We start from the raw sequence: 22382 nt of genomic DNA on the forward strand, positions 1-22382 counted from the left end.
GAGCGTCCGGCGCAGCAGCTCGCGGGTGTCCGCGTGATCTTCGACCACCAGGACGACGAGGCCGCGGAGGGGCGCCGAGGATGTGGCGCTGCCGCGGCGGGCGGCGGATCGTCGCGCCCCGCGCAAGGATCGCGGCAGGCCAGCTGTGGCCCTCCGGTGCGCCGAGAGGCGGGCGTGCGGGCGGCGGGCCCCGGCGATCGGAGTGGCCCTCATCAGCACCACCCCATCACGAGGCTGGCGGTCACGTCAATGGGGTGGAGTTCACATTAGGGGGAAGTGCCTGGCCAGCAAACGCGGATCCGTTGCTATAGCCCCCCCGCTTCGGCCGGCAGGCGATGTACCACATCGAATCGGGCTCGGCGCGCCGCTTCCGCTTGCGCCGCTCGACCGTTACGCGCTGGGAAATCATGCGTCGCTCGGCCTGACGGCGATCGAGCATGGCCACGGTGCCCTCCGGCCAGTGGCTCAGGCTCTCGAGAACCGCCTGGAAGACTTGAGGCGCGCCCCGGCGAACGATGATCACGCGGTGCGGTGGCTGCACACCTATGGGCGGGAAGCACGCACCATGCCACGCCTTGGATGGTGACGAAGCAGCTCGATTGACAACGTCCCCTCGGCGGCGGGACAATTGGGGCCTCCCACTTCTCGCAGCGCGAGGGATCAGATGGCCGATGGCCCGACGATCGACACGGTCCGCTCCCGCTCGGTCGGTTTGCCCGGGCGGGCCCTCAACAGCGCGCGCACGCAGCACTTCGTGCTGGATTCGCCCGGCGGTCCCAACGAGGCGCTGACCACCGTCGAAGCGTTCCTGGCCGGGATTTCCGCGTGCGGCGTGACCCTGATCGAGAAACACGCGCGCGAAACCGAAGTCCCGCTTCGCCACCTCGAGGTCAAGGTCTCCGGCGTCCGCGGGCCCGACGATCCGACGCGCTTCCAGAGGATCGACATCTCGTTCGAGATCGCGGGCGTGGATGCGCAACAAGCCGCCCGGCTCGTGGAGGTCTGGCAGGCACGCTGACCGCTCTACCGAACGGTCGCGGTCGCGACCGAGGTGAAGATCGAGGTCGTCGCGCGTGGGGCCTAGTCTGGCGGCTTCTCGGGAGGGAGAACGATGGTGAGCATGACACTGCGCAGTGTCGTCGGGGCCCTGCTCCTTTTCGGTGTCCTGTCGCCGGCGGGCGCCAGTAATCACGAGCTCGTCGTCGGTCGGGCGGTCTCGACGACCTCGATGGATCCGGGCTTTTTGCGGGAGCCGGCGACGATCGTCGACAACATCTTCGACACGCTCGTCCTGCGGGACAAGGACATGAACCTCGTGCCGGGCCTCGCCGAGTCGTGGCGGGCCGTGAACGCCACGACCTGGGAATTCAAGCTGCGACGGGGCGTGAAGTTCCACAATGGCGAGCCGTTTACGGGGCGCGCGGTGAAATTCACCATCGACCGGGTGCTGGACCCGGCCGCGAAGTCGCCCACCATCTCGTACATCCGGACGATCCAGCGCGTCGACGTGGCCGACGACTATACCGTGCAGATCGTGACCTCGGTGCCGGATCCCCTGGTGCCGACCCGGATGAGCCGGTATCCGGCCTACATCGTGCCCCCGGACTACGTCGCCAAGGTGGGCGTCGAGGAGTTCGGCCGCAAGCCGGTCGGAACCGGACCGTACAAGCTGGCGAGCTTCGTGAAGGACGAGCAGATCACGCTGGTCGCGAACGACGAGTACTGGCGTGGCGCGCCGGCGATCAAGCGGGTCGTGTGGCGGCCGATTCCGGAAGCGACCGCCCGCCTGGCTGCGCTGCTGGCCGGCGAAGTGCACATCGTCGAGAATCTTCCGGTCGACCAGGTCGCGGTAGTCGAGCGGAGCGGGGCCGCCGAAGTCGAGCGCGTACGGAGCGGCGGCCTCGTCATCTACCTCGGCGTGAAGGCGAGCGTCGCGCCGCTCGACAAGCCGAAGGTCCGGCAGGCCATCTCGCTGGCCATCGACCGCCGCTCCATCGTCGAGTCGATCCTGCGTGGCTATGCCAGTCTGACCGGGACCCAGGTGGGTCCGTTCGACTTCGGCTACGTGAAGGTCGACCCGCCGCCCTTCGATCCGGCGCGCGCCCGGCAGCTCCTGGCGGAGGCCGGACACCCGAACGGATTCGACATCGACCTGCAGGTGACGCGCCGGTACGTCAGCGGCGCGGAGGTCGGGCAGGCGATCGCGCAGCAGCTCAAGAACGTCGGCATCCGGGTCAACCTGCAGGTTCCGGAGTGGTCGGTCTACATCCAGCAGGTGCCGGCGGGCAAGCAGGCCCCGCTCTACATGCTCGGGTGGGGGAGCACCCAGACACTGGATGCCGACGCGGCCGTGTACGCCATCTTCCGGTCGGGAGAGCCGTACTCGACGATCTCGATCCCCCGAATGGACCAGCTCCTCGACGAGGCCCGGCGCGCGATCGATCCCGACGCGCGGAGGAAGCTCTACCGGGAGATCCAGGAGCTGGCCGCCCGCGAGGTCCCCGTGGTGACGCTGTACCAGGAAGACGCCCTGTACGGGAAGCGGAAGAACGTGAGGTTCAAGGGGCGCGCCGACGCCCGGGTTCCCATCTCCGACATCCGGCTTGAGTAAGCTTCGTCGCCGCCTGGCCGGGCCGGCTTCGAGTTCCCTGGCCCGTCGGGGCCGCGCGTGACGGCGGCGCGGCCCGCCGATGGTCCCGACCGCGCGCCCGCCACGCCGGAGCCGCCGGCGGCCGCTCGACCTGTGGGTCGGTGTCCTCGCGCTGGCGTGGGTCGCCCTGCTCGTCGGCGTGGGGTCGGTCGCCTGGCCCCTCGATACCGTGGAGATTCGCCTGGACCGGACGTTCCGACCGCCGGGGTCGGCGGGTGCGGCCGGCGGCGCCGTTCATCCGCTGGGCACCGATCAGCTGGGTCGGGACCTGCTGGCGCGGTTGATCCGGGGCACGAAGATCTCCGTCGGCATCGTCCTCGCCGCCGGCCTCGTCTCCGCAGTGCTGGGCACCGGCCTGGGTCTGGCGTCGGGGTTCGCCGGACGCGCGATCGACGCCGCGGTGATGCGCATGGTCGACGTGCAGATCGCGATTCCCTTCGTTCTCCTGATCCTGCTCGTCGTCGCCGTGGTGGGCGCCAGCACCGGCAGCCTGATCGCCGTCCTGGGCGTGACCGGCTGGGCGATCTATGCGCGCGTGGCCCGGGCGCAAGTGCTCGTCGTTCGCGAGCTCGAGTACGTGCAGGCCGCCCGGGCTCTCGGGCTCGGGGATGGCCGGATCCTCTGGCGTCACATCCTCCCGAACATCCTGTCGACGCAGATCGTCCTCCTGACCGTCGATCTGCCGCGGTTCGTCTTGCTCGAGTCGGCGGTCGGCTTCCTGGGCCTCGGCGTCCAGCCGCCGACGCCGACGCTCGGCAATCTGATCGGCGAGGGCCGGTCCTACATGCTGCTGGCGTGGTGGCTGGTGGTCTTTCCCGGCGTGGTGATCGCGCTGCTCGTGGTCGGCTTCAACCTCGTCGGGGACTGGCTGGCGCGACGCGGGAACGTGCGGGTGGACTGAGTGTACCCCTACCTGGCCAACCGCCTCGCCCAGTCGGCCATCGTCCTGCTGGGCGTCTCCGCGGTGGTGTTCTTCTGCTTGTTCCTGACGGGCGATCCCACATCGCTGATGCTCCCGCCGGACGCGAGTCGACAGGAGATCGAGCGGTTTCGCGAGGCGATGGGGTTCAGCGACCCCCTCCTGGTCCAGTATGGCCGGTACCTCTGGAACGCCCTTCACGGAAACCTCGGGCGCTCCCTGAGATTCCAGGAACCCGTGATGAAGCTGGTGCTGGAGCGCCTGCCGGCGACCGCGCTCCTGGCGATCACCGCCCTCGCCTGGAGCACCCTAGCCGGGACGATCGCCGGGATCGTGGGCGCCTGGCGCCGCGACACCTGGGTCGATCTCGGCGTGCGGCTGCTGACCCTGGCCGGCCAGGCCGTGCCGGGGTTCTGGCTGGGCCTGCTCCTGATCCTGGTCTTCAGCCTGCAGCTCAAGTGGCTGCCCACCGGCGGGTACGGTACCTGGGACCGGCTCATCCTGCCGGCCCTGACCCTGGGCGCGTATTACATGAGCGCCGTGACCCGCCTGGTCCGGGCCAGCCTGATCGACGTCCTCGCCCAGGAGTACATCCGGACATCCCGCAGCAAGGGGCTCAGCGAGTGGAGCGTGGTGGCGAAGCACGGGCTGCGGAACGCCGTGATCCCCGCGCTCACCGTGCAGAGCCTGCACCTCGGCGCCTTGCTGGGCGGCGCGCTCATCACCGAGATCATCTTCGCGTGGCCGGGGGTCGGGCGACTCGCCGTCCAGGCGATCTACAACCGCGACTTTCCCCTGGTACAGGCCGTCGTGCTCTTCGCCGCCCTGGTGTTCGTCACGGTCAACACGCTGGTGGACCTCCTCTACGTCGTCCTCGATCCGAGGATCCGCCTCTAGCGCCGATGCCTGCCGTCCCGCCGCCCGAGCTGCCGAAGGACGCCTGGCTCATCGGCGGGCTGGGCCGCGGGGGCAACGCCCACGGAGTCGATGAGTTCGTCACGTCGGACGGGATGCGTCGGTTTGCCGTCTCGCGGTGCCGGTGGCTGCACGACACGGCGCGGGGTTGAACCCCGGCGCGAAAGGGGAAGGATGGTCGACCACGTTCGGCTCGAGGTCGGCGGGCGGTCGTGCCGGATGCGGCTACTCTGGGACCGGGCGCCCGGCCTCTGCCGACGCTTCGTGGAATGTCTGCCACTCACGAGCTTCGTGACCCACGCCAAGTTCGCCGGCGACGAGCTGTTCTTCATGGTGCCCTTCCTGGCCCGGGCGGAGAACCTCGTCTCGGCGGTCACACCCGGCGACGTCGGGTACTACCCGGACCGGGAGACGGTGTGCATCTTTTACGGCGACATCGTCCCGTTCGGCCAGGTCGGCCTCTTCGCGCGGCTCGTCGAGGGCGGCGACATCCTCCGCGAGCTGGGGCCTCGGATCTGGCAGGGACCGGCGCTCCCGGTCCGCGTCGCGGCGGAGGACTGAGATGCATCGCCCCGAGCACGCTCCGGCCATCCTGCCGTCGGCGCTCGCCGCGGTCTGGGCCTCGGCCCCGGCCGATCTGGAGGGCCTGGGTCGGCAGCACCGCCCGCCGAGCACGGACATGCCCAAGCGCCTCTACGCCAATTTCGATCTCTACTGGCTGGCGGGGGTGTTCTATGTCCTCCGCGAGAGCCTGGAGTCGGGGACGCTCGAGCCCGGTCCGGCGTCGGTGCTGGTCCGGCGCTTCGTCGAGCTGGCGAGGGCGCGTCTCCTGACCTGGGGCTTCGCCGACGCCGCGTCGGTTCTGGGGGCGGTGGCGGGGTCGGGGACGATCGTCCCCGATCCGCGCGTGTTGTCTCGCTTGCTGGCGGACCTGATCGTCTATCTGAACCGGCTGCAGAGCTGGGTCGATGCGACGATCCCGTGGGCCGCGCTCGATGCCCTCTCGCCGCTGGCGGCGCCCCGGGCCTCCGGCAGGGAGCCGTGAGCGTGGCCGCGCCGGAGAGCTTTCCCCGCGTGTCCCTGGGATTCTTCCCGACGCCCGTCGAGCCCCTGCCCCGCGTCGGCGCCGAGCTCGGCGTCGAGCTGTGGATCAAGCGCGACGATTACACCGGCTTCGGGGGCGGCGGCAACAAGGTCCGCAAGCTCGAGTTCCTGATGGCGGAGGCCCAGGCCGCCGGCGCCGAGGTGTTGATCACGACGGGGGGGCACCAGTCGAACCACGCGCGGATGGTCGCGGCGGCCGCCTGCCGGTTCGGCATGCGCGCCGTGCTGGTGCTGCGGGGCAACCCGCCCCAGGAGTGGCAGGGCAATCTCCTGCTCGACCGGCTCTTCGGCGCCGAGTTCGAGTTCCTCCCTCCCGACGAGTACTTCCGGCTGATCGACGACCGGATGGCCGCCCAGGCCGAGCGGGCCCGCGCCGCCGGGCTCCGGCCGTACGTCATCCCCCTCGGCGGCGCCAGTGCCCTGGGCGCCCTCGGCTACGTGCTGGCCATGCAGGAGCTCGCCGAGCAGTTCCGGGCCCTCGGGGTCGAGCGGCCCGACGTGCTCGTCACCCCGGTAGGCTCCGGGGGCACCCAGGCCGGACTCGAGGTCGGGATCCGGCGGTGGTGGCCGGGCACCCGGGTCGTCGGCATCAGCGTCAGCCGGGATCGCGCCTTCTTCCAGGAGCGGATCTCGCAGTTCGCGACGGCCTGCGCCGAGCTCCTCGGCTGGGGCTTCGGCTTCTCCCCCGGGGACATCTGGATCGAGGACGGCTACGTCGGCCCGGGATACGGGGTGCCGAGTGAGGGATCGATCGCGGCCATCCGGGAGGCGGCCCGCCGCGAGGGCATCCTCCTCGACCCCGTGTACACGGGCAAGGCGATGGATGGCCTCAAGGGGCTCGTCCGGACCGGCGCGGTGCGCCGGGGGCAGCGGGTGCTGTTCCTCCACTGCGGCGGCGGCCCGAGTCTCTACCCCTTCGCCCGGGCGCTGGCCGGCGCGTAGGCGCCCATGGGCATCCGGATCGGCGTGGACGTCGGGGGCACGTTCACCGATGTCGTGCTGATCGACAGCGCCGGGGGCCGGTCGATCCTCGTCAAGGTCCCTTCGACGACCGGCCAGCAGGCGCACGGGGTGCTGGAGGGAGTCCGGCAGGGGCTGGCCGAGGGGGGCTGGCGGGCGGACGCGGTGGACTACTTCGCGCACGGCACGACCGTTGCGACCAACGCCGTCCTCGAGCGGAAGGGGGCCCGCACCGCGCTGGTGACGACCGCGGGCTTCCGCGACCTCCTGCTCATCGGCCGCCAGACGCGGCCCCATCTCTACGACGCCCGGGCCCGCCGGCCGCCGCCGCTCGCGCCACGGTCGCTCACTCTCGAGATCCGCGAGCGGGTGGGGCCAGAGGGGGAGGTGATCACGCCGCTCGACGCGACCTCGCTCGGAGCGCTGGTCGAGTGGCTGGCGGCGGTCGACGTCGAGTCGGTCGCCGTCGTGTGCCTGCACAGCTACGCCAATCCGGCCCACGAGCGGGCCGTGGCCGACGTCATCCGCCGGGCACGCCCGGAGGTGAGCATCTCGCTGTCGTCGGACGTCCTCCCCGAGCCCGGCGAGTACGAGCGGGCCTCCACGACGGTGATGAACGCCTACGTCACGCCGCCCATCGCCCGGTACCTCTCGCGGCTCGCGAGCGCGCTGGAGGCGGCGGGCGTCCCGGTCGCGCCGACGATCATGCAGTCGAACGGCGGGGTCATGACCGTCGACACCGCGATCCGCGAGAAGAGCGTGCACACGTGCCTGTCGGGGCCGGCCGCCGGCCTCATCGGCGCCCGGTTCTTCGCGGAGCGCGCGGGATACGCCAACGTCATCACCGTCGACATGGGCGGGACGAGCTTCGACGTGGGCCTGGTCCACGAGGGCCAGATCCTGACCGGCACCGAGGGCCGGATCGGCGACCTGCCCCTCCGCGTCCCGATGTTCGACATCACGACCCTCGGGGCCGGGGGCGGGAGCCTCGCCCAGGTCGACGCCGGCGGTCTCCTGCGGGTCGGCCCGGAATCGGCCGGGGCGGATCCCGGGCCCGCGTGCTACGGGCGAGGGGGGGAGCGGCCCACGGTCACCGATGCCAATGTCGTACTGGGGCGGTTGCGGGACGGCCGGGTGCTGGGCGGCGTCATCACGGTGAGCCGCGAGCGCGCGTGGGGGGCGATCGAGCGCCACGTCGCGCGGCCGCTGGGGCTGTCGGTGATCGAGGCGGCGGCCGGGATCTGCCAGGTCGTCAACGCCACGATGATCCGCGGCATCCGGCTGATGACCACCGAGCGCGGGCACGACCCGCGGGAGTTCGCGCTGCTCGCCTTCGGGGGCTGCGGGCCGCTGCACGCGGTCGACCTCGCGCAGGAGATCGGGCTGCGGACGGTCCTCATCCCGCCTTCGCCCGGGCTCTGCTGCGCCGTCGGGCTCCTCCTCGCCGAGTACCGCCACGACTTCGTCCTCACGCTGAACTGCCTCGTGAACGCCCTGGGCCGGGAGCGGCTCGGGGCGGGGCAGGCCGAGCTCCGTCGGCAGGCCGAGCGGCAGGCCGGGCGCGAGCACGCGTCGGATGACCGCCTGTCGCTCCACTGGAGCCTCGACCTCCGGTACGTCGGCCAGGGGCATCAGCTCAACGTGCCGCTCCCGGACGGCGACGCGGCCGCCTGCGGTCGCGCGTTCCACGGAGTCCACCGCCAGCTCTACGGGTACAGCCGGGCCGAGCATCCGGTCGAGGCCGTCGCCTTGCGGCTCCGCGCCACCGCGCCGGCGGCCAGTGCCTTGCTCCCCCCTCCGCCGGTCCGGCCGGGCCGGGCGCCGGCCGAGGCCGTGATCGCGACCACCGAGGTGATCCTGGACGGCGCCGCGCGCGCCGTGCCCGTCTATGACCGCGGGCGCCTCGGGCTCGGCGCGCGGCTCCAGGGGCCGCTCGTCGTCGAGCAGTCCGACACGACCGTCTTCATCGGGGACCAGAGCGTGGTGGTGGACGACCGCACCGGGAACCTCGTCGTGGAGCTCCCCGGATGACGGTCCCGCTCACGGCGCCGGACGCCATCCTGGTCGAGGTCGTCCGCAACCGCTTGCAGGCCATCGCGGAGGAGATGGGCGTGGCCCTCAGCCGCACCGCGCACTCCGTGAACATCCGCGACCGCCGGGACTTCTCGTGCGGCGTGTACACGTCCGACGGGCGCCTGGCCGCTCAGGCCGAGCACATTCCCGTCCACCTCGGACTCCTGTGCGAGGTGGCGCCGCGCCTCTTCGGGGCCTGGGCGGGGCCGCTCGGCCCGGGCGACATGCTCGTCACCAACGATCCCTACATCACGGGCTCCCACATGCCCGACGTCGTGGTGTTCGCGCCGGTGCACGAGGGGGCGCGGCTGTGCGGCTACGTCGCCAACATGGCCCACCAGGTGGACGTCGGCGGCCACGCGCCCGGAAGCCTGTCCCTGGACTCGACGCAGGTCTATCAGGAAGGGCTGCGCGTGCCTCCGCTGCTCCTGTGTCGGGGGGGTGAGGTGGATCTCGGCGTCGTCCGGCTGTTTCAGGCGAACAGCCGGACGCCCGACGAGGTGGGGGGCGATCTGCTGGCTCAGGTCGCGGCCAACATGACCGGGGCGCGACGCCTGGTCGAGGTGACGGGGCGGCTCGGGCTCGAGCGGGCCCAGGCCTGCATGGAAGAGCTGATCGGCGCGACCGCGCGGCGGCTGGCGACGCGGATCGCGGAGCTCCCCGACCGGCGCGTGGTCTTCGCGGATCTCATCGAGTGGGATCGGGACGCGACCCCGCGCGACCTCGCGATCCGGGTGGCCGTCGAGCGGCAGGGCGCGCGCCTCCGGCTCGACTTCTCGGGCACGAGCCCTCAGCTGGCCGGTCCCGTGAATGCCGCCCGGCCGCTCACGCTGAGCTGCGTCCTCTACGTCCTCAAGGCCATGCTGGACCCGGGCGTGGCGTCCAACGCGGGACTCGTGCAGTGCGTCGAGCTGCTCACGCCCCCGGCCTCCCTCGTCGACGCCGCCCCGCCGGCGCCGGTGGCCCTGTGCACCTCGATCACGAGCCAGCGCATCGTCGACGTCGTCATCGGGGCCATGAACGAGCTGGTCCCGGGCGCAGCCATGGCCGCGTCGACCGGCAGCATGAACGGGTTGATCATCGGCGGCGTCCATCCTCGGCTCGGTCGGGGCTACTCGTACGTCGAGACGTACGGGGGCGGGCAGGGCGCGCTCGACGGCCTGGACGGCGCCGACGGCGTGCACACGCACATGACGAACACGAACAACTCGCCCGTCGAGGTCATCGAGCGGGTCTACCCGCTCCGCGTCCTGCGGTACGCGCTGGTGCCCGATTCGGAAGGGGCCGGCCGCTTCCGGGGGGGACTCGGCATGACGCGAGAGCTCCTCGTCCAGGGCCGCGCGACGGTGACGATCCACCTCGACCGCACCCGGACCCGACCCTGGGGAATCCGGGGCGGGGCGCCGGCGGCGACGGCGCAGTGCTCGATCAGCGGCGATGGCGGCGAGCGCGGGATGCCGGGCAAGTGCACGTTCGAGGTCGAGGACGGCACGCTCATCCGGTTCGTGACGGCGGGCGGCGGCGGCGTGGGCCCTCCGACGGACCGGAGCGCGGCGGCGGCGGCGCGCGACGTACGGGAAGGGCTGATCACGGAAGCCCGGGCCGGGTCGGTCTACGGGTTCCGGAGCGGCCAGCCGGACGAGGGCGCACCTCCGGGCTGACGGCGCCCGCGCCCGTGGCCGAAGTCTTCATCCGGCTCCTGAACCGGGAAGCGCTCGAGCGGCTCGGAGTGGCCGACGTGGCGGCGGCCGTGGCCGACGTCCGTGAGACTCTGCGCCTGGCCGCCGACGGCGCCGCCGTCATGCCGCCCGAGGTGGCGGTCCGCTTCGACGACCGGCCGGCGGGGGAGCGGCCCGCCGGCCCCGCCGGAGGACCGCCCGGCGGGAGCCCCCGCCGCGACGCGGCGGTGTACGCGCTGCCGGCGTATGTCGGCGGGCCCTTCTCCGCCATCGGCGTCAAGTGGACCGCCCACCGGCCGCCGGACGCTGGCGATGGCGCCCCGCGCATTCTCTCGGTGACCGTGCTGAACGACGCGCGGACGGGCCGGCCGGTGGCGGTCCTGGAGAGTGCGCTGATCACCGCGATGCGGACCGCCGCGGTGTCCTGGCTGGCGATGGAGCATCTGGGGCGGACCGCCATCGAGCGCGTCGGCATCCTCGGCGCCGGCTCCCAGGCGCGCCAGCACCTGCGTATGCTGGCGCACCAGATGCCGCGGCTGACCGAGGTGCTGGTGTGGAACCGCGGCGCGGCCCACGCCGAGGCGCTCGCGCGGACGTTCGCGCATGAGGCGCCATGGCCGATCCGCATCGGGGAGTCCGTCGGGGCAGTCGCGGCGGCGAGCGATGTCCTGATCACCTGCACGGCGGCTCCGACCCCGATCGTCGACCGAGCCTGCGTCCGGCCCGGGCTCCTGGCGATCCAGGTCGGGTTCCACGAGTTCAGCTTCGAGGCGATCGAGGCCTTCGACCAGGTGGTCGTCGATGGCTGGGGCGAGTTCCGCCTGACGAGCCAGAAGAGCCTCTTCCGGATGCATCGCGCCGGACGCTTCCCCGCCGAGCGCGTCGCGGCCGACCTGACCGACCTGGTCTGGCGCGGGCGCGCGTTCGCCCCCGGGCAGTCGGTTTATGTCAGCAGCTTCGGCCTGAGCGTCTTCGATGTGGCGATCGCGGCCCGTCTGGCCAGGGCCGGCGAGCGGGCCGGCATCGGTCAGCTGTTTCCGCTGGGCGGCTTCCCTCAGGGGGAATGGCCTGGGTAGACGCTCACACCGCGCGCGCCGGGTTGAGCCGCCGCTCGGCCGCCCCCCGTCACCACCGCGTCCTCGTGCTTGAACTCGTCCTCGAGGACGCTCCGCACCGCGACCCCCAGGGGGCGATCGCCGTATTCGCTCCAGACCCGGAGGTACTTCCGCACGCCGTAGACCTCGATCGCTTCCAGCACGAGGTGGATCACGGGGGCGCCGAAGAGCCGGCAGGCGCCCACGATCAGCGCCAGCTTGATCCGCCGAGCGGGGTCCAGCGTGGTGACGGGCAGGTCGAAGAAGTCCTGCCAGACCTTGAAGTGTCGCGTCTCGATGGGGATCAGCTGGTCCAGGATCTTCCGGAGGTCGCCGGTCGCGACGTCGCGGACGGATTGATAGAGCGAGAGGTCGAATAGCTCGTCCAGGACCAGCTGCCTGGCGAGCCTCGGATGCGTGGCCCGCCGGTCGATTCCCGGCTGGTTCATGGAGGCCCGGCCGACCTGCTCAGCCAGCAGGAGCTCCCGGAACGGGCGCGGCGGGCCCCGGCGGGCCTACCGAGTGTGTCGGAGTAGCCCGGCGCCGACCACCGAGCGCGTGGTGCATCGAGGCGTTTTCCGAGCGGCGGCTTCGCCGCCGCCACGACGGGGGGCATCGGGGGGGTCTCGGAAGATCCCCCCGAAATGACCTACCGGCCGAGCGCGGCCTCGGCCTTCGCGACGTTCGAGACCGACAGCACCACCAGGGCCGGCCCCGGGCCGGACGTCGTGGCGTAGGCGCACTTGATGTTGACGCGAGCCCGCCCGAGCTTCTGGGCGACGTCGGCCAGCGCCCCGGGCCGGTTCTCCAGCGTCAGCGTGAGGGCCTCTTCCTGCCCGACCCGCAGCTTGGCGGCGCGGAGCGCCTCGGTGGCACGAGCCGGATTGTCGACGAGGAGCCGCAGCTTCCCGCGTCCCCCGGCGGCCTCGGCCGCGCACAGGCCGGTGATGTTCACGCCGGCCTGGGAGAGCGCCGAGGCGACCTGGGCAAGGACACCGGGCTTCGAAGCGAGGCTGAGCGTGAGCTGGGTGGTCTTCGGCATGGCTGTCCCTCCGCGTGAGCGCCGTGGGGATGGCGGCCACCATGGGCATGGTTCGAAGTCACGAGACAGGCGTCCCCGGGCCCCGGCCGGCATCGTGGCCGCCCGGGGGCCGCCCTGAGACTGGCCGGGAGTCTAGGCGAGCGGAGGGCGGTCGTCAAGGGCGATTCCCGAGGGCGATTCCCGAGGGCGATTCCCGAGGGGGGCAGCCCGGGGGCCCCGGCGGCTGGCCACCCGACCAGCGGCCCGGGTGCCGGCGCGCGCATGATCGGGCCGGCGCATGGACGTCGCCGGCCAGTTGCGGTATGGTGCCGCCGTGCGCCGCCCCGCGGGCCTCCGCGCCGTCGTCGCCTTCCTGGCTCCGCTCGGCCTCCTGGTCCTGATGTGGGCCACGCTCCTGTGGCTCGCGCCCGCCGCCGCCCGCGTCTTCCCGCCGGTGGCCGACGTGGCGCGGGCCGGGGCCGAGGCCGTCCGCGACGGGAGCCTCCTCCACCACGCGGGGCAGAGTCTCCTGCGCGTGCTGGTCGGCACCACCCTCGCCATCGCGCTGAGCGTCCCCCTGGGCGTCCTCATGGGCGTGAGCCAGGTGGCCTCCGCGATCCTGACCCCGCTGTTCCGGTTCTTCTCGGTGTTGGCGGGGATCGCCTGGATTCCGATCGCGACGCTCTGGTTCGGGTATGGATTCGGCGCCATCACGTTCGTCATCTTCAACGCCGTCTTCTTCGTCGTGACGTACAACACCCTGCTCGGCGTGGCGTCGATCCCGCGTCCACTCCGCCATGCCGCGGCATCGCTCGGGGCCGGGCGGTGGCAGATGCTGGCCGAGGTGCTGCTGCCCGGCGCCCTGCCGAACATCGTGACGGGGATCCGCACGGGGGCGGGCTACGCCTGGCGCGGGCTGATCGCAGCCGAGATGATCGCGACCAATGCGGGCCTCGGCTACATGCTCTTCCTGGCCCGCGACTTCTATCGGATCGAGGTGATCGTCCTCGGCATGATCGTGATCGGGGCGCTCTGGCTCGCGATCGATCGGCTTCTCCTGGCCCCGCTGGAGCGGGCGACCATCGAGCGCTGGGGCCTCGTGCGGCGGTTCGGCTGATGAGCCGCGGAGGCCGGGTCCTCGCTGTCGGGCTGCGCGCGACGGCGGCCCATCCGGGCGTACGCGCGTTCGCCCCGTTCGTGCCCCTCATTGCGCTGTGGGCGGGCGTGGCGGCCGCCGGCCTTTTCCCGGCCGTCTTCTTTCCGGGGCCGCTCGAGGTGATCATGGCTTTCGGCCGCCTCACCTACAAGGGGATTCTGCCCGCCTACCTGGAAGACAGCGTCGTCCGACTCGCCGTCGGCGCCGCCGCCGGGATGGCCGTGGGGATCCCGCTCGGGGTGCTGGTCGGGGTGAGCCGGCGGGCCCACGCGCTCTGCTGGCCCATCCTGCTCTTCTTTCAGGCGATCGGGGACATCGCCTGGCTGCCCATTCTCCTGATCTGGTTCGGCTTCGGGCTCACCACGATGACCTTCGTCATCGTCTACACGGTGCTCTTCCCGGTGGTCCTGAACACCGTGCTGGGCGTCCGCTCGGTGTCCCCGGACCTGATCCGGGCGGCGCAGAGCCTGGGCGCGCCGCGCCGCCGCATCCTGCTCGAGGTCATCCTGCCCGGCGCCCTGCCGAACATCGTCACCGGCCTCCGCAACGGCCTCGGCTACGGGTGGCGCGCGCTCATCGCGGCCGAGATGATCGTGGGCACCAGCGGGATCGGGTTCCTCATGTTCGACGCCCGGCGCGGCGGCCAGGTGACCGAGATTCTCCTGGGGATGATCGTGCTCGGGCTCCTGTGGTACCTGGTGGATGGCTGGCTCCTCGTGCCCCTGGAGCGGGCGACCGTCGAGCGGTGGGGCCTCGTCACCCGATGAAGAACCTGGTCCTCCGCGGCCTCTCGAAGACCTACTTCGACCCGTACGCGGGCGCCCACGTGGTCGCGGTCGAGGACGTGTCGCTCGAGGTCCGGGAGGGGGAATTCGTGGCGATCGTCGGACCGTCCGGCTGCGGGAAGACGACGCTCCTCAACATGGTCGCCGGCTTCATCCCGCCTTCGCGCGGCGAGATCGTGCTGGACGGCCGGCGGGTGAAGGGGCCGGGACCCGACCGCGGCGTCGTCTTCCAGTCGTTCGCGCTGTTCCCGTGGAAGACCGTGCTGGAGAACGTCGGCTTCGGCCCCAAGATGCGCGGCGCGCCGCGGGCGGAGCGGGAGCAGATCGGCCGCGAGTACCTGGCGCTGGTCGGGCTGGCCGAAGTCGAGGGCCGCTACCCGATGGAGCTCTCGGGCGGCATGCAGCAGCGCGTCGGGGTGGCCCGGGCGCTGGCCAACCGGCCCGACGTGCTCCTGATGGACGAGCCGTTCGCCAGCGTGGACGCTCAGACGCGCATGACCCTCCAGGAGGAGCTGACACGGATCTGGCAGGCGCGCCGGCCCACGGTCCTGTTCGTGACCCACGACGTCGAGGAGGCGGTGTTCCTCGCGAACCGCGTGGTCGTGCTCTCCCGGGGTCCCGGCCGCGTCGTCGCCGAGCTTCCGGTCGACCTGCCGCGGCCTCGGGCGTGGGCGACCCTCGTCGAGGACGCCCCCTTCAAGGCGCTGGTGGCTCAGGTCCTCCGGCTGGTGAGGCCGACGTGAGGCTCTGGCGCGCGTTCATCGGGTCGCCCAAAGGGCGCGTCCTCGTCGCGGCGGTGGCATGCTATTGTGCCTGGCAAGGATACCTGACGCTCCGGGCGCCGGGGAAGATCGCCCCGAGTCTCCGACGGGCCGGGGATCGCGCGGTGGACGTGACGGTCACCCTGCCCTTTCCGCCCGAGCGCTTCCACGTGCTGGTCTTCCAGCGGTTCGGCCGGGTGGCGGGGACGAACGAGCACCAGGTGGAGTTGCGCGGCGTGCGGCCATCGGATCTGCGAGGCGTCGCGCGACCCTACTGGGTGACCCGGGTGGAGCCCCTCTCGCGCGAGCCGGGGAGGTGACGATGACGAGATCACGGCTGGCCTTCGTCCTCCTGCTGGTGATGGCGTGGCCCGCGTCCCTCGGCGCCCAGACCAAGACGCCGGTCAAGGTGAAGGCCGGCATCGTGGCCGCCATCGACCAGCTCGGGGTGCCGATCGCGCTCGAGCGCGGCTTCTTCGAGAAGTGGGGCCTGGAGGTGACGATCGCCCGACCGTACGCGACCGGCGTGGACCAGCTGAACGCGCTCCAGGCGGGCGAGGTCGAGCTCGGGCAGGTCGGCGTCCCGATGATCGGCGCCGTGCTGCGCGGCATGGATCTGGTCATCCTCGGAAACTACACCGGCAGCGCCGCCCGTCTCGGCTCGGATACGACGATGGCGCTGGTGGCCCGCGAGGGCGCGGGCATCGCCAGAGGGAACCTGAAGGATCTGCGCGGCAAGCGGATCGCCGCCTCGTTCGGGACGATCAATCACCTCTACATCCTGGCCCTCCTCGAGAAGGCGGGGCTCACGCCCCAGGAGGTGACGCTCGTCAACACCCCGCCGCCCGACATGACCGTCGCGCTCCTGGCCAAGGGGATCGATGCCTTCAGCGCCTGGGACCCGTGGCCGATCGTCGCCGCGCGCGACGTTCCCGGCGCCTACGAGGTCGTCCGGGGTGGCGAGGTGATCAGCTTCCTCGGCTTCAACGTGGCGCTCCGGGGCTGGGTGGAGAAGAACGGGGAGACGGTCGAGCGCTTCCTGGCGGCCTGTGCCGAGGCCGACAAGTGGATGCGGGCGACCCCGAAGGCCGCGGCCCAGGTCGCCACCCGGTGGATCCCGGGGCTCAAGGCCGAGGTGGCGGAGGCCGCCATGCAATACAACATTCAGCAGGTGGACCGCCGGCTCTCGGCCCACAACTACCGGGCCCTCTGGAGCGCCCAGGAGCGGCTCCATCGTCTCGGCTTCATCAAGGCCACCTTCGACGTCAACCGTCACTTCGAGCCGAGACCCATCCTGCGGGTCGTCCAGGAACACCCGGAGCTGTTCTCCGACCTCCCTCCGATTCCGGCCTCGGCGGCGCTCGTGCCCGGCTTCGTCTTCAAGCCGTAAGCCCGTGAGGGGCCTCGCCGGTCCCTCCCAGGCGCGCTGGCAGCGCGGGGGGCGCCGGCCTCGGGCCGCGTCGGCACGCCGGGATGTGTCGCTGCCCTGACGTTGCCTTCCGGAACGCTGGCCGGCCGCCCCGGCCCGGGGTCCCTGGCCACGCCACGCCGACCGCCTGGTTTCGCATTTGCTGAGAACACGCCTATCGGGTTCAGAGAGAGGGGCGGCGGTATGAACGCGACGCGGGTGCTGAGGCGGGATCACGAGGCGATGCGCGAGCTCTTCTTTCGGCTCCAGGCGCTCAGCGGCGCCGAGCAGCGGCTCGAGGCCCTGCGCGAGGTGGCGAGCGATCTGGTGATCCACGCCCGCATCGAGGACGACCTGTTCTACTCCGCCCTGGAGACGGCGGCCGGGGCCGAGGCCGACCGGCTCGTGGATGCCGCCCGGGGCCAGCACGAGCGGGTCGAGGACCTGATCGAGCGGCTCATCGTGATGGACGGCCGCGGCGAGGAGTTCGACCGAGGCGTCGCCGAGCTCCAGCGGAACGTCGAGGACCACGTGCGCGACGAGGAGGCCCGGATCTTCGCGCTCGCCGAGCGCACCCTCGGCCCCGCCCGCCTGGAGGAGATCGGCCGGGCTATCGAGGAGCGCCGGCTGGCCTTCAGGGAGGCGGCGTGAGAGCGCCGTCCCGGGCCGCTCCCCGAGGCCGAGGATTTCGGTATCGATCTTGCTTCAGACATAAAGTGTGATCGCCTGTCCTACGACATGACGGGGTGGGGGGGATGAAAAGCAGGGTTACGACACATGGATGTAGCCGTGATCCGCGTAGTCAACCAGCGCCGACGATGGGTCGTCCAGCTGGACGGGCGTGATGACCTCCGGTTCCACGCCCGGGGGCGGGGACGGGCCATCGAGGCGGCCCTCGATCTGGCCGAGACCGTGTCCCCTTCTCTGGTCGTCGTGCACACCGCCGATGGCCGGGTGCGACGGACGATCACGGTCGGAGCCGTACCCCAGGACTCCCTAGTCTCCGGCGAGCCGGCCCGCGTGGCCAACGCCCAGTAGGTGCGGGCATGCCGCCAGGGCCGATCGCCGTGCTCTCCACATTCGAGCGTTAGCGCCTCAGGAGGTCAAAGGCCATGAGCATCCTCGGCTGGATCATCTTCGGACTCGTCGTCGGCATCGTCGCCAAGTTCCTCATGCCCGGGCGCGATCCCGGCGGGTTCATCGTGACGATCCTCCTCGGAATCGCGGGGGCGCTGGTGGGTGGCTTCCTGGGTCGCGCGGTCGGCTGGTATGGCGAGGGCGACCCGGTCGGCTTCCTGATGGCCGTCGTCGGCGCCGTCGTCCTGCTCATCGTCTACCGGATGCTGGCACACCGGTCCGTCTAGCTCGTCGGTCGGTCCGGTCTGGAGGAAGAGCCATGCGAGTTCGCGGGTGGATGCGGGCCGTCCTGCCGGTCGCCGCGCTCGTGGTTTTCGGGGGCTGTGCGGGGCTGGAAACGCTTCCCTCCTCCGACTCCTCGGCGCCCCGGCCCACCGGGGGTCAGCGGGCGCCTTCGCCGACCGCGCGCCGGGCGGATCCGCAGGACGTGGCCCGGCTGTCCCGGCTCATGGTGCCGCTGATCAAGGCCATGAACAAGCCGAAGTCCCTCGAGCAGGTCCGGGTCGGCATCATCGATGACTCGTCGATCAACGCGGCGAGCGCGGGCAGCGGCGAGTTCTACGTCACGCGGGGGCTCCTCGATCGCGCCAACGACGAGCAGCTCCTCGCCGTGCTGGCCCACGAGGTCGCCCACGACGATCTGGGCCACGTGGCGAAGGCCCAGACACTGGGGGCCGGCGTCGGCATCGGCGCGGTCATCCTCGAGCAGATCTTCCCGGGGACGGGGCAGATCGCGCCGATCGCCGGCAACCTGATCACCCGGGCGTACAGCCGGCGCGAGGAGCTCCAGGCCGATGCCCACGGGGTGGAGCTGCTTCGGCGCGTCGGCTCCTCGAAGGACGCCATGGAGCGGACGCTGGTCTGGCTCAGGGACGTCACGGGTGGCGGCCGCGCGGGCGGCTTCTTCGCGACCCATCCGGGGACCGACGAGCGGATCGCGGCGCTCCGCCGGATGCAATGAGGTGAGCTCGGAGGGGGTGTCCCGCACCCCCTCCGAGGCTCCCCCCTCCCGACCTCCCGGATAGCTCACTCCGGGCCCATCTCTCGCGACTCACCCTGCCCCGCGCGCCCTTTCCGGCCCTTCTCCGGATGAAGAAGGGCGGCCGCCGGCCGGTCCAATGGGTCAGCCGGCCGGAGACTCGAGGCGGCCGGCAGCCTGTCGGGGAGTGCGAACGTGGACACTCCCGGGGCGGTGAGATAGACTGCGGAACGGGCTGCTCGCCGGGAGGGCCCAGGGAGGTGCGCCGTGGTCACACGGGCCAGTTATCGCATGGGGGCAGTCGCCCTCGCGCTCGTCGTGCTCGCCGGGTGCGCGGAGCAGACGGCGAAGGGCGCGGTCCTGGGCGCCGGAGGAGGAGCCCTGGTGGGCGCGACGACGTCGGGCCGCCACGCCGGGCAAAATGCCGTGCTCGGCGCCGTCATCGGCGGCCTCCTGGGGGCCCTCGTCGGCGAGACCATCGCCCACCGGCAGACGGCCGCCGCCACGGCGAGCCCGGCGCCGCCGCCTCCCCCGCCGACGGCTGCCCCGCCCCCGCCGCCGGGCGGACAATGGGCCGTCGTCTCCGCGCCGCCGCCGCCGCCCGGGACCCCGATGCCGTCGGCGGATCCCACGCGCGGCATCATCACCAATAGCACCCCCTGGGAGGTGCACGTGTTCATCGACGCGCCCCCCGGCACCCCCGGCCCACTGGTCCTCCGGCCCGGTAACAGCGCGCCGGTGAACCTCGACATCGGCCAGCACCGGGTCGTCGCCCAGGCGTTCGTCGACACCCAGTTCGGACGGCGGCTGGTGGGCACCTTCGATCAGATCCTGGCCGTCGACCCGCGGGCCCCGGGGTGGACGATTCGCTTCTTCGAAGCCAACTTCTAGCGCCGCACACGGTAGAAGGCCCCTAGTTATTCCGGGGGTCTCGGAAGACCCCCCGGTTGCCCCCCCTCGGTTGCGGCGGCACAGCCGCCGCTCGGAGCGCCGCTCGACGCATCGCCCGCTCGGTGCGAGCTGCCGGGTTACTCACACCCCGCCCGTTCAGGCGCCGGGGCGGGTGCGTCGTGTCGTCCCGCGGACGCGTCCTGGCCGCGGCTTTGCTGGGAGTCCCCCGGAGGAGACCGACCGATGCGCGATACCTTCGAGCTGGTCCGGCTCTTCGGGGTTCCGATCCGCTTCCACTGGAGCTGGTTCGCGGTCATCGCCCTGATCACCTGGACGCTGGCCGCGGGGTATTTTCCCGCCCAGCTCCCGGAGGCGTCGGCGGCGCTCAGCTGGCTTTCCGGTCTGATGGCCGCGCTCCTCTTGTTCGGCTCGGTGCTGCTCCACGAGCTCTCGCACGCCGTGGTGGCGCGACGGGTGGGTCTGCCCGTCTCGGGCATCACCCTGCACGTCTTCGGCGGCGTCGCCCAGCTCGAGCGCGAGCCGGACTCGCCGCGCTCGGAGTTCCTCATGGCGGTGGTCGGGCCGCTGACGAGCTACGCGGTCGGCGCCGCCTGCTGGATGGCCCTGCGGATCGCGGCGTGGCCACCGGCCGGGGGAGCCATCCTGGCCTACCTCGGCGCGGTCAACGTGCTGGTCGGGACCTTCAATCTGGTCCCCGGCTTTCCGCTGGACGGCGGCCGGCTGCTTCGCTCCGCGCTGTGGGCGTGGCGCGGCGACCTCGGCTGGGCCACTCGCATCGCCGGCCAAGCCGGCTCCGGCTTCGCCTTCGTCCTGATGGCGTGGGGCGGCCTCCAGCTCGCCACCGGCGAGGTGATCGGGGGCGCCTGGCTGATCCTCATCGGCTTGTTCCTGCACCAGGCGGCGAGCGCGAGCTACGCGCAACTCGTGGCGCGTCGATCGCTCGAGCGGGTGCCCGTCCACGACGTGATGGCGCGGAGGGTCGTGACGGTCCCGGCCGGCGCGATGCTCGATCAACTCGTCGATACGTACTTCTGGTCGCACCATGTGACGAGCTTCCCCGTCACCGAATCCGCCCGCGATGGGGACGGCGTGCTCGGGATCGTCACGATCAATCACGTCAAGGCGGTGCCGCAGGAGGAGTGGCCGTCGACGGCGGTGCGCGACGTGATGATCGGTCTCAGCCATGAGCTCTCGATCGCGCCATCGGCTTCTTGCTGGGAGGCGCTCGGCAAGCTCACCCGGAACGGGGTCGGCCGACTCGTCGTGCTCCACGCGAACCGGCTCGTCGGCTACCTGAGCGTGCGCGACGTGCTCCACGTCCTGACGCTGCAGGTCGCCCGCGGGGACACGGTGGTCCCTCTCGGCCGGGGTGGGGCCCGCCGGGTGCTGGATCGCGCGGCCTGACGGCGTGAAGAATCCGAGCGGGCCTTCCGTCTGAGGCAACTGGAGGTCCCGCCGGATTTCCAAACATCTGACGAGCACGAGAGGAGGGCGACCCATGAAGCGGGTCATCATTTGGTCGGGGCGAGTCAGCCTGGCGCTGCTCGCCGCATTCGTACTCCTGCCTCCGGGCGCCCTGGCGGCGCCCGCGTCGGCTCCGGCTGCGGCACGCCAGGACGTCATGGGCGCGCTGCCGGAGTCGTACCCGTGGATCCACCTCGCCGAGGCGCTCACGCCCGCCGTCGTAAACGTCCGCACCACGGGCGAAGCCGCCCGCGGAACGGAGACGGAGGAGACGATCCCCGAGCCCTTCCGGCGCTTCTTCCCGTCCGAGCCTCGGGAGCGCTCGCCGGAGCGTGCACCGCGGCAAATCCGCGGCCTCGGCTCCGGGTTCATCATCGATGCCGGCGGCTACATCGTGACCAACCACCACGTCGTCGACGGCGCCAAGTCGATCGAGGTGGCCTTGAGCGACGGGCGGAAGCTTCCGGCGACGCTCGTCGGCAGCGATCCCGAGACGGACCTCGCCCTCGTCAAGGTCGAGGCCACCGGCCTCCCCACGATCCCCCTCGGGAGCTCGCGCGCGGTGAAGGTGGCCGAGCCGGTGATGGCGATCGGGAATCCCTTCGGGCTCGATCACACCGTGACCGTCGGCATCATCAGCGGCAAGAGCCGCGTCATCGGGGCCGGCCGGTACGACGATTTCCTCCAGACGGATGCCGCGATCAATCCGGGCAACTCCGGTGGTCCGATCGTGAACACGCGCGGCGAGGCCATCGGGATCGCCACGGCCATCGCGAGCCGGAGCGGCGGCTTCCAGGGCATCGGATTCGCGATCCCGAGCGACCTGGCCAAGCCGATCCTCGGCCAGCTGCAGGCGGCCGGGCGCGTCACGCGCGGGTGGCTGGGGGTGTCGATCCAGCCCCTGACGCCCGAGCTGGCGAAGTCCTTCGGGTCCAAGCCGCAGGAGGGCGTGCTGGTGGCGTCGGTGGCGGAGGGGTCGCCGGCCGCCAAGGCCGGGCTCCGGCCAGGTGACGTCATCGTGCGGTATGACGGCAAGGCCGTCGACAGCCCGCGGGAGCTCTCGGCGGGGGTGGCGAACACCGAGGTCGGCCGGACGGTCGAGCTGGCCGTGGTGCGCGACGGCGCCGAGCGACGACTCCGGGTGACCATCGGCAACCTGGCCGACTCGCGCCAGGCGCGCACGCCGGCGACGGAAAGCCGGGTGGCCGGACGCCTCGGCCTCGAGCTCCAGGATCTGACGCCGGAGCTCGCGCGCCGGCTCGGCATTCCCGACCCGAAGGGCGTGGTCGTCACCGACGTGCGTCCGAACTCGCCGGCGGCCGAGGCCGGGATCAAGGAAGGCGACGTGATCCGCGAGATCGACCG

At 71.8% G+C, this 22382-nt stretch carries 25 protein-coding genes; 23 read left to right on the top strand and 2 right to left on the bottom strand.

Annotation, left to right across the window (positions count from 1 at the left end; all coding sequences use genetic code 11):
* Window positions 1-664: 664 nt before the first annotated feature.
* The 11 genes from VGW35_19350 to VGW35_19400 all read left to right on the top strand — a co-directional run bounded on the left by VGW35_19350 (window position 665) and on the right by VGW35_19400 (window position 11376).
* Complete coding sequence (locus tag VGW35_19350) at window positions 665-1018, top strand: OsmC family protein (GenBank protein ID HEV8309825.1); 354 nt, start codon at window positions 665-667, stop codon at window positions 1016-1018.
* A gap of 102 nt (window positions 1019-1120) precedes the next feature.
* Window positions 1121-2611 carry an ABC transporter substrate-binding protein gene (locus VGW35_19355; protein ID HEV8309826.1) on the top strand — a complete coding sequence of 497 codons (1491 nt, stop codon included), beginning with the start codon at window positions 1121-1123 and terminating at the stop codon, window positions 2609-2611.
* 79 nt (window positions 2612-2690) lie between these two features.
* On the top strand, window positions 2691-3551 hold the full coding sequence (locus VGW35_19360) for an ABC transporter permease (GenBank protein ID HEV8309827.1): 861 nt from the start codon (window positions 2691-2693) through the stop codon (window positions 3549-3551).
* On the top strand, window positions 3552-4466 hold the full coding sequence (locus VGW35_19365) for an ABC transporter permease (GenBank protein ID HEV8309828.1): 915 nt from the start codon (window positions 3552-3554) through the stop codon (window positions 4464-4466).
* 5 nt (window positions 4467-4471) lie between these two features.
* The gene (locus VGW35_19370) at window positions 4472-4636 is read left to right on the top strand and encodes a hypothetical protein (GenBank protein ID HEV8309829.1); all 165 of its coding nucleotides are present in this window, start codon (window positions 4472-4474) and stop codon (window positions 4634-4636) included.
* 22 nt (window positions 4637-4658) lie between these two features.
* Window positions 4659-5045, top strand: coding sequence for a cyclophilin-like fold protein (locus VGW35_19375; GenBank protein HEV8309830.1), 387 nt, complete (start codon window positions 4659-4661; stop codon window positions 5043-5045).
* A gap of 1 nt (window position 5046) precedes the next feature.
* On the top strand, window positions 5047-5529 hold the full coding sequence (locus VGW35_19380; protein ID HEV8309831.1) for a hypothetical protein: 483 nt from the start codon (window positions 5047-5049) through the stop codon (window positions 5527-5529).
* A gap of 2 nt (window positions 5530-5531) precedes the next feature.
* A complete protein-coding gene (locus tag VGW35_19385) occupies window positions 5532-6530 on the top strand; it encodes a D-cysteine desulfhydrase family protein (protein ID HEV8309832.1) in 999 nt (332 codons plus the stop codon).
* A gap of 6 nt (window positions 6531-6536) precedes the next feature.
* Window positions 6537-8579, top strand: a complete 2043-nt coding sequence (locus tag VGW35_19390) for a hydantoinase/oxoprolinase family protein (protein HEV8309833.1) — start codon at window positions 6537-6539, stop codon at window positions 8577-8579.
* On the top strand, window positions 8576-10282 hold the full coding sequence (locus tag VGW35_19395) for a hydantoinase B/oxoprolinase family protein (protein ID HEV8309834.1): 1707 nt from the start codon (window positions 8576-8578) through the stop codon (window positions 10280-10282). Before VGW35_19390 ends, VGW35_19395 begins: the two co-directional genes overlap by 4 nt.
* 14 nt (window positions 10283-10296) lie before the next feature.
* The gene (locus tag VGW35_19400) at window positions 10297-11376 is read left to right on the top strand and encodes an ornithine cyclodeaminase (protein HEV8309835.1); all 1080 of its coding nucleotides are present in this window, start codon (window positions 10297-10299) and stop codon (window positions 11374-11376) included.
* On the opposite strand, the gene VGW35_19405 is transcribed toward VGW35_19400, so the two are convergent.
* On the bottom strand, window positions 11355-11843 hold the full coding sequence (locus VGW35_19405) for a hypothetical protein (protein HEV8309836.1): 489 nt from the start codon (window positions 11841-11843) through the stop codon (window positions 11355-11357). The genes VGW35_19400 and VGW35_19405 overlap by 22 nt on opposite strands.
* Window positions 11844-12043: 200 nt before the next feature.
* Window positions 12044-12436, bottom strand: a complete 393-nt coding sequence (locus tag VGW35_19410) for an amino acid-binding protein (GenBank protein HEV8309837.1) — start codon at window positions 12434-12436, stop codon at window positions 12044-12046.
* 277 nt (window positions 12437-12713) lie between these two features.
* Here VGW35_19410 and VGW35_19415 point away from each other — a divergent pair, with 277 nt between their 5' ends.
* The 12 genes from VGW35_19415 to VGW35_19470 form a co-directional block, all read left to right on the top strand.
* On the top strand, window positions 12714-13532 hold the full coding sequence (locus VGW35_19415) for an ABC transporter permease (GenBank protein ID HEV8309838.1): 819 nt from the start codon (window positions 12714-12716) through the stop codon (window positions 13530-13532).
* Window positions 13532-14338 (top strand): ABC transporter permease, encoded by an 807-nt coding sequence (locus tag VGW35_19420; protein ID HEV8309839.1) that lies wholly within the window; start codon window positions 13532-13534, stop codon window positions 14336-14338. Before VGW35_19415 ends, VGW35_19420 begins: the two co-directional genes overlap by 1 nt.
* The gene (locus VGW35_19425; GenBank protein ID HEV8309840.1) at window positions 14335-15099 is read left to right on the top strand and encodes an ABC transporter ATP-binding protein; all 765 of its coding nucleotides are present in this window, start codon (window positions 14335-14337) and stop codon (window positions 15097-15099) included. The genes VGW35_19420 and VGW35_19425 overlap by 4 nt, the downstream gene beginning before the upstream one ends.
* On the top strand, window positions 15096-15437 hold the full coding sequence (locus VGW35_19430; GenBank protein ID HEV8309841.1) for a hypothetical protein: 342 nt from the start codon (window positions 15096-15098) through the stop codon (window positions 15435-15437). The genes VGW35_19425 and VGW35_19430 overlap by 4 nt, the downstream gene beginning before the upstream one ends.
* Before the next feature lie 2 nt (window positions 15438-15439).
* Window positions 15440-16507 (top strand): ABC transporter substrate-binding protein, encoded by a 1068-nt coding sequence (locus VGW35_19435; protein HEV8309842.1) that lies wholly within the window; start codon window positions 15440-15442, stop codon window positions 16505-16507.
* A 222-nt stretch (window positions 16508-16729) separates the two neighbouring features.
* On the top strand, window positions 16730-17176 hold the full coding sequence (locus VGW35_19440; protein ID HEV8309843.1) for a hemerythrin domain-containing protein: 447 nt from the start codon (window positions 16730-16732) through the stop codon (window positions 17174-17176).
* Between the two features lie 138 nt (window positions 17177-17314).
* A complete protein-coding gene (locus VGW35_19445) occupies window positions 17315-17563 on the top strand; it encodes a DUF2188 domain-containing protein (protein ID HEV8309844.1) in 249 nt (82 codons plus the stop codon).
* A 74-nt stretch (window positions 17564-17637) separates the two neighbouring features.
* Window positions 17638-17889 carry a GlsB/YeaQ/YmgE family stress response membrane protein gene (locus VGW35_19450; protein ID HEV8309845.1) on the top strand — a complete coding sequence of 84 codons (252 nt, stop codon included), beginning with the start codon at window positions 17638-17640 and terminating at the stop codon, window positions 17887-17889.
* A 32-nt stretch (window positions 17890-17921) separates the two neighbouring features.
* Window positions 17922-18623: a M48 family metallopeptidase gene (locus tag VGW35_19455; GenBank protein ID HEV8309846.1), complete on the top strand. Its 702-nt coding sequence runs from the start codon at window positions 17922-17924 to the stop codon at window positions 18621-18623.
* A 285-nt stretch (window positions 18624-18908) separates the two neighbouring features.
* On the top strand, window positions 18909-19532 hold the full coding sequence (locus VGW35_19460; protein HEV8309847.1) for a YMGG-like glycine zipper-containing protein: 624 nt from the start codon (window positions 18909-18911) through the stop codon (window positions 19530-19532).
* 243 nt (window positions 19533-19775) lie between these two features.
* Complete coding sequence (locus tag VGW35_19465) at window positions 19776-20957, top strand: site-2 protease family protein (protein ID HEV8309848.1); 1182 nt, start codon at window positions 19776-19778, stop codon at window positions 20955-20957.
* Window positions 20958-21051: 94 nt separating this feature from the next.
* Window positions 21052-22382, top strand: a 1331-nt coding sequence (locus tag VGW35_19470; protein ID HEV8309849.1) for a DegQ family serine endoprotease, incomplete at its 3' end; no start/stop codon positions are given.

This window comes from Candidatus Methylomirabilota bacterium (assembly GCA_036005065.1).
In the GTDB taxonomy this organism is placed as follows: Bacteria; Methylomirabilota; Methylomirabilia; order Rokubacteriales; family DASRDR01; genus DASYQW01.

Bases quoted from the DNA above. Each gene is read 5' to 3' on its own strand.
- VGW35_19410 (HEV8309837.1), bottom strand. From the start codon at position 12,436: ATGCCGAAGACCACCCAGCTCACGCTCAGCCTCGCTTCGAAGCCCGGT.
- VGW35_19415 (HEV8309838.1), top strand. From the start codon at position 12,714: ATGGACGTCGCCGGCCAGTTGCGGTATGGTGCCGCCGTGCGCCGCCCC.
- VGW35_19425 (HEV8309840.1), top strand. From the start codon at position 14,335: ATGAAGAACCTGGTCCTCCGCGGCCTCTCGAAGACCTACTTCGACCCG.
- VGW35_19420 (HEV8309839.1), top strand. From the start codon at position 13,532: ATGAGCCGCGGAGGCCGGGTCCTCGCTGTCGGGCTGCGCGCGACGGCG.
- VGW35_19395 (HEV8309834.1), top strand. From the start codon at position 8,576: ATGACGGTCCCGCTCACGGCGCCGGACGCCATCCTGGTCGAGGTCGTC.
- VGW35_19435 (HEV8309842.1), top strand. From the start codon at position 15,440: ATGACGAGATCACGGCTGGCCTTCGTCCTCCTGCTGGTGATGGCGTGG.
- VGW35_19370 (HEV8309829.1), top strand. From the start codon at position 4,472: ATGCCTGCCGTCCCGCCGCCCGAGCTGCCGAAGGACGCCTGGCTCATC.
- VGW35_19350 (HEV8309825.1), top strand. From the start codon at position 665: ATGGCCGATGGCCCGACGATCGACACGGTCCGCTCCCGCTCGGTCGGT.
- VGW35_19465 (HEV8309848.1), top strand. From the start codon at position 19,776: ATGCGCGATACCTTCGAGCTGGTCCGGCTCTTCGGGGTTCCGATCCGC.
- VGW35_19355 (HEV8309826.1), top strand. From the start codon at position 1,121: ATGACACTGCGCAGTGTCGTCGGGGCCCTGCTCCTTTTCGGTGTCCTG.
- VGW35_19440 (HEV8309843.1), top strand. From the start codon at position 16,730: ATGAACGCGACGCGGGTGCTGAGGCGGGATCACGAGGCGATGCGCGAG.
- VGW35_19450 (HEV8309845.1), top strand. From the start codon at position 17,638: ATGAGCATCCTCGGCTGGATCATCTTCGGACTCGTCGTCGGCATCGTC.
- VGW35_19405 (HEV8309836.1), bottom strand. From the start codon at position 11,843: ATGAACCAGCCGGGAATCGACCGGCGGGCCACGCATCCGAGGCTCGCC.
- VGW35_19380 (HEV8309831.1), top strand. From the start codon at position 5,047: ATGCATCGCCCCGAGCACGCTCCGGCCATCCTGCCGTCGGCGCTCGCC.
- VGW35_19375 (HEV8309830.1), top strand. From the start codon at position 4,659: ATGGTCGACCACGTTCGGCTCGAGGTCGGCGGGCGGTCGTGCCGGATG.
- VGW35_19390 (HEV8309833.1), top strand. From the start codon at position 6,537: ATGGGCATCCGGATCGGCGTGGACGTCGGGGGCACGTTCACCGATGTC.
- VGW35_19455 (HEV8309846.1), top strand. From the start codon at position 17,922: ATGCGAGTTCGCGGGTGGATGCGGGCCGTCCTGCCGGTCGCCGCGCTC.
- VGW35_19360 (HEV8309827.1), top strand. From the start codon at position 2,691: ATGGTCCCGACCGCGCGCCCGCCACGCCGGAGCCGCCGGCGGCCGCTC.